At 71.4% G+C, this 15,522-nt stretch carries 16 protein-coding genes; 9 read left to right on the top strand and 7 right to left on the bottom strand.

The genetic code is table 11. The features are described from left to right. Window positions 1-94 precede the first annotated feature (94 nt). From F6B42_RS03250 to F6B42_RS03235, 4 genes are all read right to left on the bottom strand, one after another. Window positions 95-361 (bottom strand): hypothetical protein, encoded by a 267-nt coding sequence (locus F6B42_RS03250; protein ID WP_150418142.1) that lies wholly within the window; start codon window positions 359-361, stop codon window positions 95-97. After that, window positions 351-761 carry a phage holin family protein gene (locus tag F6B42_RS03245; protein WP_150418141.1) on the bottom strand — a complete coding sequence of 137 codons (411 nt, stop codon included), beginning with the start codon at window positions 759-761 and terminating at the stop codon, window positions 351-353. The genes F6B42_RS03250 and F6B42_RS03245 overlap by 11 nt, the downstream gene beginning before the upstream one ends. Before the next feature lies 1 nt (window position 762). Next, complete coding sequence (locus tag F6B42_RS03240) at window positions 763-1,122, bottom strand: hypothetical protein (protein WP_150418140.1); 360 nt, start codon at window positions 1,120-1,122, stop codon at window positions 763-765. Window positions 1,123-1,216: 94 nt separating this feature from the next. Further along, on the bottom strand, window positions 1,217-2,650 hold the full coding sequence (locus F6B42_RS03235; protein WP_150418139.1) for a protoporphyrinogen/coproporphyrinogen oxidase: 1,434 nt from the start codon (window positions 2,648-2,650) through the stop codon (window positions 1,217-1,219). Between the two features lie 50 nt (window positions 2,651-2,700). Between F6B42_RS03235 and F6B42_RS03230 the strand changes: the two genes are divergently transcribed. Continuing rightward, window positions 2,701-3,273: an HhH-GPD-type base excision DNA repair protein gene (locus F6B42_RS03230; protein WP_150418138.1), complete on the top strand. Its 573-nt coding sequence runs from the start codon at window positions 2,701-2,703 to the stop codon at window positions 3,271-3,273. Window positions 3,274-3,287: 14 nt separating this feature from the next. Here the strand turns inward: F6B42_RS03230 and F6B42_RS03225 are convergent, their stop codons facing one another. Continuing rightward, complete coding sequence (locus tag F6B42_RS03225; RefSeq protein ID WP_150418137.1) at window positions 3,288-4,676, bottom strand: glycine--tRNA ligase; 1,389 nt, start codon at window positions 4,674-4,676, stop codon at window positions 3,288-3,290. Between the two features lie 142 nt (window positions 4,677-4,818). On the opposite strand from F6B42_RS03225, the gene F6B42_RS03220 reads away from it, so the two are divergent. After that, a complete protein-coding gene (locus F6B42_RS03220) occupies window positions 4,819-6,273 on the top strand; it encodes an SPFH domain-containing protein (RefSeq protein WP_150418136.1) in 1,455 nt (484 codons plus the stop codon). Between the two features lie 228 nt (window positions 6,274-6,501). After that, window positions 6,502-7,308, top strand: coding sequence for an SDR family oxidoreductase (locus tag F6B42_RS03215; RefSeq protein ID WP_150418135.1), 807 nt, complete (start codon window positions 6,502-6,504; stop codon window positions 7,306-7,308). 99 nt (window positions 7,309-7,407) lie between these two features. Here the strand turns inward: F6B42_RS03215 and F6B42_RS03210 are convergent, their stop codons facing one another. Further along, window positions 7,408-8,139 carry a GNAT family N-acetyltransferase gene (locus F6B42_RS03210; protein ID WP_191089250.1) on the bottom strand — a complete coding sequence of 244 codons (732 nt, stop codon included), beginning with the start codon at window positions 8,137-8,139 and terminating at the stop codon, window positions 7,408-7,410. A gap of 109 nt (window positions 8,140-8,248) precedes the next feature. On the opposite strand from F6B42_RS03210, the gene F6B42_RS03205 reads away from it, so the two are divergent. The 6 genes from F6B42_RS03205 (at window position 8,249) to purU (ending at window position 14,514) form a co-directional block, all read left to right on the top strand. Beyond that, a complete protein-coding gene (locus tag F6B42_RS03205) occupies window positions 8,249-9,646 on the top strand; it encodes an MFS transporter (RefSeq protein WP_150418643.1) in 1,398 nt (465 codons plus the stop codon). Between the two features lie 20 nt (window positions 9,647-9,666). Then, window positions 9,667-11,148, top strand: coding sequence for a peptide MFS transporter (locus F6B42_RS03200; protein WP_150418134.1), 1,482 nt, complete (start codon window positions 9,667-9,669; stop codon window positions 11,146-11,148). A gap of 52 nt (window positions 11,149-11,200) precedes the next feature. After that, window positions 11,201-11,470: a hypothetical protein gene (locus F6B42_RS03195; protein ID WP_150418133.1), complete on the top strand. Its 270-nt coding sequence runs from the start codon at window positions 11,201-11,203 to the stop codon at window positions 11,468-11,470. A 92-nt stretch (window positions 11,471-11,562) separates the two neighbouring features. Further along, entirely contained in the window at window positions 11,563-12,756 is a 1,194-nt protein-coding gene (locus F6B42_RS03190; RefSeq protein ID WP_150418132.1) for a cobalamin-independent methionine synthase II family protein, read from the top strand. A gap of 192 nt (window positions 12,757-12,948) precedes the next feature. Beyond that, window positions 12,949-13,584, top strand: a complete 636-nt coding sequence (locus F6B42_RS03185) for an alpha/beta fold hydrolase (RefSeq protein WP_150418131.1) — start codon at window positions 12,949-12,951, stop codon at window positions 13,582-13,584. A gap of 57 nt (window positions 13,585-13,641) precedes the next feature. Then, window positions 13,642-14,514 carry a formyltetrahydrofolate deformylase gene (gene purU, locus F6B42_RS03180; protein WP_150418130.1) on the top strand — a complete coding sequence of 291 codons (873 nt, stop codon included), beginning with the start codon at window positions 13,642-13,644 and terminating at the stop codon, window positions 14,512-14,514. A 35-nt stretch (window positions 14,515-14,549) separates the two neighbouring features. Here the strand turns inward: purU and F6B42_RS03175 are convergent, their stop codons facing one another. Beyond that, complete coding sequence (locus tag F6B42_RS03175; RefSeq protein ID WP_150418129.1) at window positions 14,550-15,473, bottom strand: serine hydrolase; 924 nt, start codon at window positions 15,471-15,473, stop codon at window positions 14,550-14,552. Window positions 15,474-15,522 lie beyond the last annotated feature (49 nt).

Genomic DNA, 15,522 nt, shown 5'->3' with positions numbered 1-15,522 from the left:
AGCAGCCTTCGCTCCATCGCCGCTGCTGGTTCCCGAGCATACCCCCGGGTCCGCGTCCCGAGCCCAGCCCGGGACGTATCGATCCGGTCTCGGGTCAGCGCGCGAGGAGCCGGGCGATGCCCCAGACGGCGACCCCGACCGCCACCGCGGCGCCGACGGCGGCCGCGGTCGCACCTCCCGGATTGCGGCGCGCATAGGCCCGCGCCTGCCCGGTGGCATCCTCGGTTGCGAGGATCATGCGCTTCGGCAGGTTCGCCTTGTGCTCGATCGCGGCGAGGGCCGCCTTCAGCTCTGCGCGAGCCTTCTCGACGGGGTCGGTGATGCCGAGGGGCACGGCGGTGGAGGGGAGTTCAGAACTCATCGGCCACATCCTTCACGATCTTCGCGTCTGCGCTGAGCGCCTGGGCGGGGTTCTGTCGCGAGCTCAGCTTCTTGAACCGCAGCCATCCGAGCAGCGCGAAGACGATGGCGGCGAGCACGAGGATCCCGATCACGATCAGGGCCGACAGCCACGGCGCGAGCCACGACGACAGACCGATGATCGCGAACGCGCCGATGGCGGGGATCGTCCAGAAGAGGAAGAACAGCGCGACGATGAACCAGGCGCCGCCGAGTCCGGCATCCTTCCCGGTTCTCTTCAGCCACGCCTTCGCCGAGTCGATCTCGGCGACGACGAGGTTGCGGATGAGTTCGGGCAACTCGCCGACGAGGCTCAGCAGGCTGTCGTCGGCGCGATCACGGAAGCCGCGGGGCGTGCTCATCTCAGCTGTCCGCCGCGGCGCTGGCGTCGGCGACCTTGCGAGCGTCGCGCTCAGCGGCCTTGCGCACATCGTCGGCGGCCTTCTTGCCCTCGGCTGCGGCGTTGTCGATCTTCTCGCCGGCCGAATCGCCCTTGTTGATCGCCTTCACGACCCGCTTCGCGCCGTCCCAGACGACGCTCGGCACGGCGAGAGCCGCCGACTTGCCGAATTCGGCGACCTTGTCGACCTGCTTCTGCACGGGGTCGAGCTCCCAGACCTGCTGCGCCTTCTGCTTGATCTGCTCGTAGCGCTGGCGCCCGGCGCGAGCGCCGAGCACGTAGCCCGCGGCGAGCCCGACGGCGATGCCAATCTTGCCCTTCATGGGGTCTCCTCACGTTCGGCGTTGCTGCGTGGTCCCAGGCTATCGCCGTATGCCGCGCGGGGTATCCACTCCCGCAACCCGCGGCTGGGGGCTATCATGCCGGGTCGTTCTCGCCGGCCGGGGCGTCCCAGAGGGTCCGGTGCCGTGCGGCGTCAGCTTCGTCGCGCGCGTCCGCGGCCACGCGCTCGAGGCTGTTGCCCGACAGCCAGCCGCCCACGACGGCCAGCCCCGGCTCGCGCCGGATGACCGCTCGGATGCGCTCGGTCGCCTCGGCGTGACCGAGCAGGGAGTTCGGCGCAGCACGGCGGTACGCGACACGGGCCGACGCCGTCACCGCCTGCGGCGGGACCTCGACTCCGAACAGAGCGGATGCAGCGACGCGCGCCCGCTCGACGACCACACGGTCCTCGTCGCCCGGCCGGGAGGGAAGCGTCACCCGCAGCACGTGCTCGTCGGCGGCGAGCGATGCGGCCAGACCGGCCCAGGTCCGCGACACGGTGCGCACGGTCGTCGGATCGGCACCGGCACCGATCGCGAGGGCGCCGCGATCGGGCAGGTCGACGCCGGTGACGCGCAGCATCGCCGATTCCAGCGGAGCGGGGCGCGGCCCCGCGCTCTCGGGCAGCTCGACGTGCCCGCGCAGAAGCGAGCGGGCGGTCTCCTCGTCGACGGCGAGGACGAGCAGGTCGGCGGGCAGGCTGGCAGGCGGGGACGCGGCATCCGGCTCGCTCGGGATCGCGGCGTCGACGCCGACCGTCCAGCCGGCGCCCGCGCGGGCGAGCGAGGCCACCGGCGCAGCGACGCGGACGTCGACGTCGTAGTCGTGCAGACGCGCTGCGAGGGCGTCGACGAGGCGGAACAGGCCGCCGCGCAGCGACATCCGTCGCCGCGGCTCGCGCAGGATGAGCGAGACCGCGCCGCTCAACGAGCCCGTCCGCGTGAGCGCGGCGTTGAGCCCCGACGCCGCGACGTCGACGTCGACGAATTCGGGCGCGACGCCGTGCACCGCGAGCACGTAGGGAGCCACGAGCCGGTCGCGCACCCGCTCCCCCATCCGGCTCTCGACGAGCTCGCCGAGGCTGTGCCGGTGGCCGATCGTGAGGGGCGGCCGCACGCGGTCGAGGTACGCCCGCCACGATCCGCGGGTGTCGATGTGGCGGCGGACGTCGGCCGCCCAGGGGTTCGCGGGGATGCCGAGCACCGTGTCGGCCGGTGCCGGAGCCGCGCCGTTCGCACCGACCAGCCACGTGACGTCGCCCCGCGCCGGCTCGAGCTCTCCGGAGAGGCCGACCTCCTCGACCAGGGCCGACAGGGTCGGCGCCCCGTCCGGGAAGGCCTCGGCAGCGGCATCCACCGTCAGGTCGCCGAGCTGCACGCGATCGAGGGATCCGCCGAGGTGCCCTGCGGCCTCGAGCAGCGTCACGCGCAGGCCGAGCCTGGCGCACTCGAGCGCGGCGACGATGCCGGCGATGCCGCCTCCGACGACGACGACGTGCTTCTGCTGCGCGCGGGCGGCGAGATCGGTCATGCTCCCATCCTGCCCGGGCGAGGCCGAGGAGGTGGTGAGAGCATGGGGGCATGAGCCTGCACATCACCGACGACGCCGACGCCGACGCGCTGCTGACGACCAGTCCGCTGGCCCTGCTCATCGGGATGCTGCTCGACCAGCAGATCGCGATGGAGACGGCGTTCATCGGACCGCTGAAGATCCAGCAGCGCACCGGCTCGCTCGATGCCGCCGCCATCGCCGGTCGGGATCCGGACGAGTTCGTCGAGGTGTTCCGGGAGACCCCCGCGGTGCATCGCTTCCCCGGCTCGATGGCCGGGCGCGTGCAGACCCTCTGCCAGACGATCGTGGGCGATTGGGGCGGGGATGCTGCGGCGATCTGGACCGCGGGAGACCCCGACGGCGCGACCGTCCTCACGCGCTTGAAGGCGCTGCCCGGGTTCGGGGACCAGAAGGCGAGGATCTTCCTCGCGCTCCTGGGCAAGCAGTACGGGTTCACCGGAGCGGGCTGGCGCGAGGCCGCCGGCGGTTACGGCGAGGAGGGATCGTTCCGATCCGTCGCCGACATCGTCTCGCCCGAGTCGCTCACGAAGGTCCGCGAGTACAAGCGCGCGGCGAAGGCCGCCGCGAGATCGGGTTCCTGACCCGCGGGCGGGCGTCAGGCGCCGCGCAGGCGCTCGGCCAGGTACGCCTCGAGCGCGTCGAGCGGCACCCGCTCCTGGGCCATCGTGTCGCGGTCGCGCACGGTCACCGCGCGGTCGTCGAGCGAGTCGAAGTCGACCGTGACGCAGAACGGCGTGCCGACCTCGTCCTGACGGCGGTAGCGGCGACCGATCGCGCCGGCGTCGTCGAAGTCGACGTTCCACCCGCGACCGCGGAGCGTGTCGGCGACCTCGCGCGCGAGCGGCGACAGGCGCTCGTTGCGGCTGAGCGGCAGCACGGCGGCCTTCACGGGAGCCAGGCGCGGGTCGAGACGCAGCACGGTGCGCGTGTCGACGCCCCCCTTGGCGTTCGGCACCTCCTCCTCGTCGTACGCGTCGACGAGGAAGGCCATCATGGCGCGGGTGAGGCCGAAGGACGGCTCGATGACGTACGGCGTGTACTTCTCGCCGGATGCCTGGTCGAAGTACGTCAGCGACTGCCCCGACGCCTCGGTGTGGCTGCCCAGGTCGTAGTCCGTGCGGTTCGCGACGCCCATGAGCTCACCCCACTCCTTGCCCGGGAAGCCGAAGCGGTACTCGACGTCGATGGTGCCGGCCGAGTAGTGCGCCCGGTCGTCCTCGGGCACGTCGAAGCGGCGCATGTTGTCGGCGTCGATGCCCAGGTCGATGAACCAGCTCCAGCAGGCCTCCACCCAGTGCTCGAACCACTCCTGCGCCTCGGCGGGCGGAGTGAAGAATTCGATCTCCATCTGCTCGAACTCGCGGGTGCGGAAGATGAAGTTGCCGGGCGTGATCTCGTTGCGGAACGCCTTGCCGACCTGGCCGATGCCGAACGGCGGCTTCTTGCGGCTCGCCGTGAGCACGTTCGAGAAGTTCACGAAGATCCCCTGCGCGGTCTCCGGGCGCAGGAAATGGAGGCCCGACTCGTCATCCACGACGCCGAGGTAGGTCTTCACGAGACCCGAGAACGACTTCGGCTCGGTGTAGCGGCCCTTCGTGCCGCAGTTCGGGCAGGGCACATCGCCCAGACCGTTCTCGGCGGGGCGGCCCTTGCGCGCCTCGAAGTCCTCGATGAGGGTGTCCTCGCGGAACCGCTTGTGGCACTGCAGGCACTCGACCAGCGGGTCGGTGAACGTCGCGACGTGACCCGACGCCTCCCACACGCGCTTGGGCAGGATGATCGACGAATCGAGACCGACCATGTCGCCGCGGCCCCGCACGAACGTCTGCCACCACTGGCGACGGATGTTCTCCTTGAGCTCGGTGCCGAGGGGGCCGTAGTCCCATGCGGAGCGCGATCCGCCGTAGATCTCGCCCGCCTGGAACACGAACCCGCGGTGGCGGGCGAGGGCGATGACTTTGTCGAGACGGGACTGCTCGGCCACAGGTGGCTCCAAATGGTCGTTGTCGAGAGGCGCAGAAGAGCGCAGGATGCCGCAGGCAACGGCATCCCCGATTCTAGTCGCGCGCCGGAGGCGGACCCCGATACGGTCGAAGGACACATCGTTACGTAGGGGGAACATCGTCATGGATCCAGTGCTCACCGGCGGCGCGCTCGTCATCGCCGGCATCGCCGTCGTCGGCGTCATCGTCCTTCTGATCTTCCTGCTCATCATGGTGCGCGCCTGGTACAAGGTCGCGAAGGCCGACCAGGCGCTCGTCATCGTCGGTCGCAACCAGAAGAACGCCGCGGGCGACTCCTCGAGGATCTCGATCATCACCGGCGGCGGCGCCCTGGTGAACCCGCTGACGCAGCGCGCCGAGATGATCTCGCTGCGCGCCCGGCAGATCAAGATGGAGCCCACCGCTCAGGCGTCCAACGGCGTCACCGTCAGCGTCGCGGGCGTCGCCCTCGTGAAGATCGGATCCGACCCCGAGTTCGTCCGCCGCGCGGCCGAGCGCTTCCTCTCGCAGGACGGCGCGATCGAGCAGTTCACGACCGAGCAGCTCGAGGGTGCGCTCCGCGGCGTCGTGGCGACGCTGACCGTCGAGCAGCTCATGAAGGACCGGCAGAAGCTGTCGGACCAGATCGCCGAGGGCATCAAGAGCGACCTGCTCGCCCAGGGCCTCATCCTCGATTCGTTCCAGATCCAGGGCATCACCGACAAGAACGGCTACATCGACGCCCTCGGTGCGACCGAGGTCGAGCGCGTCCGCCGCGAGGCCGACGTCGCCCGCATCAATGCCGCCCGCGAGGTGCGTGCGCGCCAGCTCGCGACCGACGAGGCGAACCTCATCGAGCAGACCGCGTACGACAAGAACTCCGCCGCCGCGTCGGCCGAGGTCGGTCGCGCCCGCGCCGAGGCCGAGCAGGCCGAGGCCCTTGCCCGCGCTCAGCGCGAGCAGGACGTCCTCCTCCAGGGTGCCGAGAACCGGCAGGCCCAGCTCGACGCCGACGTGAAGAAGGTCGCCGACGCCTCGCTCTACGAGCGCCAGCGCTCGGCCGACGCCGCCGCCTACGGCGAGGTCAAGGCCGCCGAGGCTCGCGCCCAGATCGCCGCGCAGGAGGCCGAGGCCACACGCCTGCGCGCCGAGGCCGAGGCCGACGCCGTCCGCCTCGCCGGCGTGGCCCGCGCCGAGGCGATCGAGGCCGAGGCCGCGGCCATCGCGAAGAACCAGGAGGCGCTGCTCGCCCAGCGCGCCATCGAGGCGCTCGTGCCGCTCATGACCGAGTTCGCCCGGGGCTTCGACAAGGTCGGCTCGATCACGGTCCTCGGCGGCGACGGGGCCTCGAGCCACATCGCCTCCGAGAGCGCCTCGAGCATGCGCGCCACCTTCGACGCGGTCCAGGCCACCACCGGCATCGACCTGCGTCAGATCATCCAGGGCCAGGCCACCGGCCGCGGGGTCGCGCAGGGCCTGCGCGAGGACGACGACGCGGCCCCGGCCGCCGCCCGCACCCGCCGGCCCGCGTCCGCCGCAGCACCCACGGGCCCGGCCGACACCACGATCCCGACGCCGGAGGACACCTCGGCGGAGTGATCTCTCCCGCGGAATGAGGCGCTTCGCGTTCTGCACCGTCGGCGTGAGAACCGCCGACGGTGCAGAACTCGGGAAATACCGGAGCCCGCCGCCCGGATAGACACGACATACCGGCGTCGGGTCGTGCTTCTCGCGAGTCCAGACCTCGACCGACGCCTCTCTCTCTCTCGAAGCCTGCGCCTTGTCAACCGGGTGCGACAGCAGCTCGGAGCTTCATAGCGTCGGGGCATGACCTTCACTCCCCGCCGCGCCATCGTGACCGCCTCCGACTCCGGCATCGGCCGCGCCACGGCCATCGCCCTCGCCGACGCCGGCCTCGACGTCGGGGTCACCTGGCACTCCGACGAGGACGGCGCGAACGAGACCGCGGCCGCCGTCCGCGAGCGCGGTCGGAAGGCCGTCGTCGCGCAGTTCGACGCGACCGAGTTCGACGCGGTCCCGGGCGTCATCGAGCAGCTCGCCGCCGACCTCGGCGGCCTCGACGTCTTCGTCAACAACGCCGGCGGCGGCACGGGCGGACCCGTTCTCGACCTGGACCTCGACGGGTGGCGGACGGTGGTCGCGCTGAACCTCGACGGCGCGTTCCTCGGCATGCAGACGGCGGCGAAGCTCATGGCCGGCGCTGGCGGCGAGGGCCGGATCATCGCGGTCACGAGCGTTCACGGTTCGCAGCCGCGCGTCGGCTCCGCCGCCTACGTCGCCTCCAAGCACGGGCTCGAGGGGCTCGTGAAGACGATGGCGCAGGAGCTCGGCGACCGCGGCATCACGGTGAACTCCGTCGCCCCGGGCGAGATCGCCACGCCGATCAACGACATGGAGGGCGAGGATGCCGAGGGCACGCACCGCGCCGGCATCCCGATCCCGCGTCCCGGCAAGCCCGAGGAGATCGCTGCGGTCGTGGCGTTCCTCGCGTCGCCGGCGTCGTCGTATGTGACCGGGGCGACCTGGGTCGTCGACGGCGGGATGCTGCACATGGGCCCGCAGGCCGGGTCGCACCTGGAGTCCGACGAATGGCGCAGCGCCGGCGCCGAGTAGCGACGCACCCACACCCCGAGGTCCCACTTGGGCCGGTTATGCGCAACCCATATCCGGCCCAAGTGGGACCTCGCTGGGTCTGGCAGGCGACGGCAGGGCTTACGGCCGGACGAGCAGGTAGCCGCGCTCGGTGTCGAAGCCGCCGACGACGAGTCCGGCGCCGAGGTGCTCGGCGAACTGATCGCGGACGCGCGTGCGCCAGGCGTCGGCCTCGTCGGACGACTGCGCGCGGATCGCGTGGATGTCGGCGGGCACGGCGATCGACGCGACGACGCGGTCGTCGGCCGGGTTCTGCTGCGGCGGAGCCGCCAGCGGCCACGTCACCATGAGGCGGTCGGTCACGTTGCCGCGGTTGAGACCGTCGTCCATGAGCCCGTACTGGTCGACGAGGTAATCGCTGATGCGCGCGCCCAGCACGCGCAGGTTGAAGTCGGCGTTGCGCGCGACGAGCGGATCGAAGGTCCAGGTGATCGTGCCGACCTCGCGGGCGAAGGCCCAGGCGCGCTGGTGATGCTTGAGCACCCGGCCGAGGCCCTGATGCTGATACTGCGGCAGCACGCCGGTCACGTGGGAGTGCATCGACCGCTCGCCCGGTGCCGAGAAGAAGGCGACGGAGGCTCCGACGACGCGGTCGCCGTCGTAGAGGCCCACGACGTAATTGCCCGAGTACGCGAGCGCGCGCATGAGGTTCGTCGGCACCGAATCCCGGTCGCCGCCCCACACCTCGCGCAGCACGGCGGCTCCGGCGAAGATGTCGGCGACGGTCTCGAGGGGGCGGATGTCGATCCCGGCGGGCACTTCGGCGTCGATCGGGGGGACGGTCTCGCTCATGAGGCCACCCTACGCCGACGGCGCCCGCACGACGTCCGGCGTCTCCTGCCGGGCGTAGCCTGATCCGATGGCACCATCGCGGGAGAATGATCGACGACGACTGACCCGCATGCCACCGCAGGGCGCGATCGTCGCCGTCCTCGCGATCGCCGGCCTCGCCTCGTCCTTCATGTTCACGCTCGTCGTGCCGATCCAGTCGAAGCTGCCCGAACTGCTGGACGCCAGCCGCGAGGACACCGCATGGGTCGTGACCGCGACCCTTCTCGCCGCCGCCGTCTTCACCCCGATCGCGGGCCGCCTCGGCGACATGTACGGCAAGCGCCGGATCGTGCTCGTGCTGCTCGTGCTGCTCATCGTCGGATCCGTCGTCGCCGCCGTCTCGACCGACATCGGCGGCATCATCGTCGGCCGCGCACTGCAGGGCGCCGTGACCGGCGTCGTACCGCTCGGCATCTCGATCATGCGCGACGTGCTGCACGAGAACCGCGTCGATTCCGCGATCGCACTGATGTCGGCCACTCTCGGCGTCGGCGGAGCGGTCGGGATGCCGGTGAGCGCGATCATCACCGAGACGAGCGACTGGCACGTGCTGTTCTGGATGTCGGCGGGCCTCGGCGCGATCGTCCTCGTCCTGGTCGTTCTCGTGATCCCGCCGAGCGTGCTGCGCACCCCGGGTCGCTTCGACCTCGTCGGCGCCATCGGGCTCGCCGTCGGTCTCACCGGAGTCCTGCTCGCCGTCTCCCGCGGCAACGAGTGGGGCTGGCTGTCGCCCGCGACCCTCGGCTGCGGGATCGGCGGCCTGGCCGTGCTGCTCGTCTGGGGCTGGTACGAGCTGCGCATCGCCGAGCCGCTGCTCGACCTCCGCGTCGCCGCGCGCCCCGCGGTGCTGCTGACGAACCTCGCCTCGGTCGCGATCGGCTTCTCGCTGTTCACCTCGAACGTGTCGTACCCGCAGATGCTCGAGCTGCCGGCATCCTTCGGCGGATTCGGGCTGACGCTGCTGCAGGCGAGCCTCATCGTCATGCCCGCCGGCCTCGTGATGATGGTGCTCTCCCCCTTCTCGGGTCGCCTCGCCCGCACCGTCGGACCGCGCCTGCTGCTCGTGCTCGGCTCGATCGCCCTCATCGCCGCCTACGGGTTCTCCCTGCTCTGGGCGACCGAGGTCTGGCACCTGCTGGTGGCCAACCTCCTGATCGGCGTCGGCATCGGATTCGGCTACGCGGGCATGCCGATGCTCATCATGCGCTCGGTGCCGCCGACCGAGACGGGCGCCTCGAACGGCCTGAACGCCCTGTTCCGCTCGCTCGGCACGAGCCTCGCGGCCGCGCTCGTCGGCGCGGTGCTCGCGACGCTGTCGGTGCCGCGGGGCGGCGTCGCCGTGCCGACACCCGCCGCGTTCCAGATGTCGTTCGTGCTCGGCATCGCCGCCGCCGCGATCGCGCTCGTCGTCGCGCTGTGCATACCGCAGCGGCGCGATCCCCACGAGGCCCGCCCCTCGCTGCCCTGACCGGACTACCCTCGACACCCATGAGCGAGAAGGATGCAGCCACCATCGCATCGGAGCGCACCGGCGATCGCGACACCCGGTTCTTCGGTCAGCCCTGGGCGCTGGCGCACGTGTTCGGCGTCGAGATGTGGGAGCGCTTCAGCTTCTACGGCATGCAGATCGTCCTGGTCTACTACCTCTACTTCTCGGTCTCGGAGGGCGGCATCGGGATGCCGCAGGCCACCGCCGTCGGTATCGTCGGCGCCTACGGCGGCGCCGTCTACCTCTCGACGATCCTCGGCGCCTGGGTGGCCGACCGGCTCCTCGGGTCGGAGCGCGTGCTCTTCGTCAGCGCGATCGTCATCGTCGCCGGGCACATCGCGCTCGCGGTGCTGCCGGGGCTGCTCTCGGTCGGGGTCGGCCTCGTGCTCGTCGCCGTCGGATCCGGCGGTCTGAAGGCCAACGCCACCGCTGTCGTCGGCACCCTGTACGCCGAGCGCGACCCGCGACGCGACGCCGGCTTCTCGCTCTTCTACCTCGGCATCAACCTGGGCGCCTTCGCCGGACCGCTGCTCACCGGCTTCCTCCGCACGAGTCTCGGCTTCCACTGGGCGTTCGGTGCGGCCGCGGTCGGCATGGCGCTCGGACTGCTGCAGTACGCCGTCGGTCGGCGCTCGCTGCCGGAGGCGGCGCGGCGCGTGCCCAATCCGCTGCCGCGGTCGCGCTATCCGCTCGCCATCGGCATCGCCGTCGCCGCGATCGCCGCGGTCGCCCTTCTCGTCGCCGTCGGGGTGATCCGCGCCGACAACCTGTCGCTCGTCGTGATCGTGGTCGTCATCGCCGCGACGATCGCCTACTTCGCGGTCATCCTCGCCAGCGCCCGCATCACCCGGGCCGAGCGCTCACGGGTCGTCGGCTTCGTTCCGCTGTTCATCGCGAGCGTCGCGTTCTGGTCGCTGTACCAGCAGCAGTTCACCGTGATCCCGATCTACGCCGAGAAGCGGCTCGACCTGAACCTCCTCGGCTGGCAGATGCCGCCGGACTGGGTGCAGTCGATCAACCCCGTCTTCATCATCATCCTGTCGGGCGTCTTCGCTGCCCTGTGGACGCGTCTCGGCAGCCGGCAGCCCTCCACCCCGGTGAAGTTCGCCGCGGGTGTCGCCATCATGGGCGTCGCCTTCCTGCTGTTCCTCCCGTTCGCCGGCGGCGGTGCGATGTCGACGCCGCTGCTGGCGATCGTCGGCATCCTGTTCGTCTTCACCGTCGCCGAGCTGCTGCTCTCGCCGGTCGGCCTGTCGGCGGCCACCAAGCTCGCTCCCGCCGTCTTCCAGACGCAGATGGTCGCGCTGTTCTTCCTCTCGGTCTCGCTCGGCACGGCCATCTCGGGATGGCTCGCGCAGTTCTACGACCCGGAGAACGAAGTGGGCTACTTCTCGATCCTCGGCGCGATCGCCATCGCGCTCGGCATCGCCCTGGCCCTCGCCCGGCGCCCGGTGCTCGCCCTCATGCGCGACGTGCGCTGACCACGAGCGCAACCCCTCGATCCCCGACGCGGGAGCGGGAGAGGATGGTGGCATGTCGTCCTCCATCGAACGCCGCACGAACCGGACCGCCTGGGCCGCCTTCTGGACCGCCCTGCTGGGCCTCGCCCTCATGCCCATCCCCCTCTTCATCGGACTGATCCTCGGCGGCGGCCTGTCGCTCGTGGCGGCGGTGCTCATCGTGATCGGGCTGCTGAAAGGCCTCGCTCGCAGCGGCAAAGGCATCGGCCCCGTCGTGTTCGCCGCGATCTTCGTGCTGCTGACCTGGGGCGGCATCTCCATCGGCGGCGGCACGATCTGGTGACCTGATGCTGGCCGTCACGGGCTGAAACGGATGCGGCCGGCCGCCGCACCCGGCAATAGAGTCGCGACAGTCCCCGACGAGAGAGCCACGCCATGACCGAGATCCAGACCACGACCGCCGGCAGCCTCCCCCGCACGCCGGCTCTCATCGCGGCGAACGGTGCGCGCACCTTCGCCGACGACGGCTTCACGCTCGAGTCCTCGGCGGAGGTCGGCGAACTCACCGCGCGCGCGGTCGCCGACGTCGTCGAGCGGCAGCGCGACGCCGGCATCACGCAGGTCGGCGACGGCGAGTTCGGCAAGGCGATGTCGAACGCCGTCGACTACGGCGCGTGGTGGTCGTACTCCTTCCAGCGCGCGGCCGGCTTGTCGCTGACGGACGTCAACGCGTTCAACGAACCCGCAGTGCACTCCGAACCCGGCCGCATCCGCCTGACGTCCTTCCTCGGTCGCCGCGATCGGCAGCTCTTCCCCGCGGTCTACGCCGAGGCCGTCGAGGTCGGCGCCGGCGCCACCGCCTTCCCGACCACGACGGGACCGTTGTCGTACCGCGGACACGACGCCGTGGCATCCGACATCGCGCATCTCACGGCGACGCTCCGGCCGGGCGAGCAGGGCTTCCTCACCGCGATTGCCCCCGGGTCGGCCTCGCGCGTGCGGAACGACTTCTACGCGAGCGACGAGGAGCACCTCTTCGCCTGGGCCGACGTGCTTCGCGAGGAGTACCGCGCCATCACCGACGCAGGGCTCATCGTGCAGCTCGACGATCCCTCGCTCGCCGAGAACTTCGACCAGATCGATCCGGAGCCCTCGATCGCCGACTACCAGGCCTTCACCCGCCTGCGGATCGAGGCGCTCAACCACGCGATCGCCGGTCTGCCGAGAGAGCTCGTGCGCCTGCACCTGTGCTGGGGGTCGTGGCACGGGCCCCACACGACCGACGTCGCGCTCGCCGACATCCTGCCGGTCGTCCTCGAGGCGAACGTCGGATCGATCTCGTTCGAGGCGGGCAACGTCCGGCACGAGCACGAGTCCGGGGTGTGGGCGGAGGCGTCGGTGCCCGACGACCTCGTGCTCGTGCCCGGCGTCGTCAGCCACGCGACCAACGTCGTCGAGCATCCCGAGCTCGTGGCCCAGCGCATCGAGAGGTTCGCGCGCATCGTCGGCGTCGACCGCGTCATCGCCTCGACCGACTGCGGCCTCGGGGGCCGCATCCATCCCGATCTCGCCTGGGCGAAGCTCGCCTCGCTCGGCCAGGGCGCCCGCATCGCCGCCGGCCGCGCCTGAGCCCGACACGGCGGGCCGCCCCGGGCCGCCCCGGCGGCCGGCCCCGCGCCGCGATGCAAGGGATCCGGGCCGACACCCCGCCGTAAGGACCCCACGGACGGCATGCCTCCCACGAAGCCTTGCATCCGTGCCCGCGGGCGCAGCGGCGAGTCGACTACCGTGGAGGGTCGCAGCACCGCTCGAGAGGAAGCCATGACCGACACGAACACCCGCATCTTCGAGCCCGAGGGTCGCGCGATCCCGTACATCGAGGATGCCGGCAGCGAGCCGGTGCTGGTCCTGATCCCCGGATTCAGCAACATCGCCGCACTCGGAACCCTCGCGCACGTGCTCGCCGAGGAGGACTTCCGGCTGCTGCGCGTGGGCTACCGCACGGGGCGCACCGAGGGTGCGACCCTCGCCGATCTCGCGCAGGACGTCGTCGACGTCATGGACCACGTCGGCCTCGGCGACGCCTGGATCGGCGGCCACGCCTTCGGCGGCGTCGTCGCGCGCACGATCTCGACCCTGCACACCGACCGCGTCGACGGCGTGCTGCTGCTCGGCGCCGAGGGGCCGGAGCCCCGCACGGATCTCGAACCGCTGCAGGCGGCGGTCGCGGCATCCGCTTCGGCCGAGCAGTGGCAGGCGATCGCGCCGACGGTGCCCGTCATGCTCATCCAGGGCAGCGAGGACGACGTCACCCCGCCGGCCAACGGCGAGCGGCTCCGCGATGCCCACCCGCACCTCGTCAGCCTCGTCACCCTCGACGGCGGCGGGCACCTCTTCCCCGCCACGCACGCCGGCGAGGCCGCCTTCATCATCGAGGACTACCTCGACGTCGACTGAGGCCCCGGAGCAAGGCGCCGTGCTCGCGCGAGCGCCGCGACAGGGCAGAATCGGAGGATGACCGTCTCCGCGCTGCATCCCGCCCACGCCTGCCTCATCGTGTTCGGGCAGGACAAGCCGGGCATCATCGCGGCGATCTCGGCGATGGTCACCCGGGTCGGCGGCAACATCGTCGCGTTCGACCAGTACTCCGACGACCCCACCGGCGGCGCGTACTTCTGTCGCGTGGTCTTCCACCGGCCGAACTTCACCGTCGACCGGCCGGCTATCGAGGCCGAGATCGCCGAGACGCTCACGGGCTTCGACCTGCAGTGGTCGCTCACCGATCAGTCGGTGCCCAAGCGCATGGCGATCCTGTCGTCGAAGCAGGACCACTGCCTGCTCGACCTGCTGTGGCGGCACCGACGCGGCGACCTGCCCGTCACGGTGCCGATGGTCGTGTCGAACCACACCACCTCGGCCGAGGACGTCCGCTCGTTCAACGTCCCGTTCTTCCACGTCCCCTCCACCCCCGGACCCGACAAGTCGGCGTCGGAGGCCGAGATCCTCAAGCTCCTCGTCGGCAACGTCGACTTCGTCGTGCTCGCGCGCTACATGCAGATCCTGTCGTCGGACTTCCTCGAGAAGCTCGGCGTGCCGGTCATCAACATCCACCACTCCTTCCTGCCCGCGTTCATCGGCGCCGAGCCCTACAAGAAGGCCAAGGAGCGCGGCGTCAAGCTCATCGGAGCGACGAGCCACTACGTCACGACCGACCTCGACGAGGGGCCGATCATCGAGCAGGACACGATCCGCGTCACCCATGCCGACACCGCCGCCGAGCTCGCGCGACGCGGTGCCGACGTCGAGCGCCAGGTGCTCTCGCGCGCCGTGCTGTGGCACGCGCAGGACCGGGTCATCCGCCACGGCAACCACACGATCGTCTTCTGACGCGCGCGGCGTCGTCCGTCACGGCACGCCCGACGTCAGAACACGTACTCCATGAGGTCGAGGCCGAAGGCGCGGAAGGCCTCGTGCGCCCGCAGCCGGTCGGCGATCGCGACGTCGTCGAACGCGACGATGAGCGCGTACGCGACACCGGCGCGCGGCCCGGCGAGCACACCCGCATCCACCCGGATGCCGTCGGCGCGCCCGGTCTTGTTGACGAACAGCAGCCCATGGGGGTCGTCGTCGTGCGCGAACGGATCGAGGCCGGTCGCGGCACCCACGAGCGCGAGGTCGTGGTTGAGGCTCAGCCACTCCGACACCTGGGCGCTCACCCGGGGTGAGACGACGGCGGTGTTCACGAGCGCCGCGAAGACCGCTGCGAGCTCGCGCGCGGTGCCCAGCGCGTAGTGCGGCGCGTCGTCGGGGCCGCGCTCGTCGCGGAACCGGTCGAGGAGCGCCGACCTCGGGAAGCCGAGGCTCCCGAGCCGCGCCCGCACGGCGTCGAGTCCGACGCGGTCGAGGAGCGCGTTCGCGGCCCGCGCGTCGCCGGTCGCCGCAGCGAGAACGGCGAGGTCGCCGAGCGGCAGCGCGGGGGCGGCGAGATGGCGCCAGAGGCCGGCGATGCCGACCTCGTCGCCGGCCGAGCGGTCGACGATCTCGAGCGGGTCGAGCGACCCGGCCTCGAACCGCGCCGCCACCTCGATCAGGAGGGGGACGATCCCGAGACCCGCGACGGGGAGGGTCACGAAGTCGTCGCCGACGAGGACCGGGGTGCCGCGATCGAGGTCGCTCACGCGCACCGATACCCGCGCCCCGGCCGAGGCGAGGGCGTCGAGGGTCTTCTCGGTCGCCGCGAAGCCCCGACGCACCGGAGCGCTGCGGCGCCGCGGATGCGACGCCGCACGCTGCTCGGAGCGCGAGCGAGCGGCCTCGGGAGTGCGCTCGGAGCCGTCCACCGTCATCTCCCTCGCTTCTCGCACATCACTCGCCGGTCTCCGATCCTCGCCGGAC

Origin of the sequence: Microbacterium radiodurans (assembly GCF_008710705.1) — a bacterium.
Taxonomy (GTDB): Bacteria; Actinomycetota; Actinomycetes; order Actinomycetales; family Microbacteriaceae; genus Microbacterium; species Microbacterium radiodurans.
This window is presented reverse-complemented; position numbering and strand designations above follow the sequence as displayed.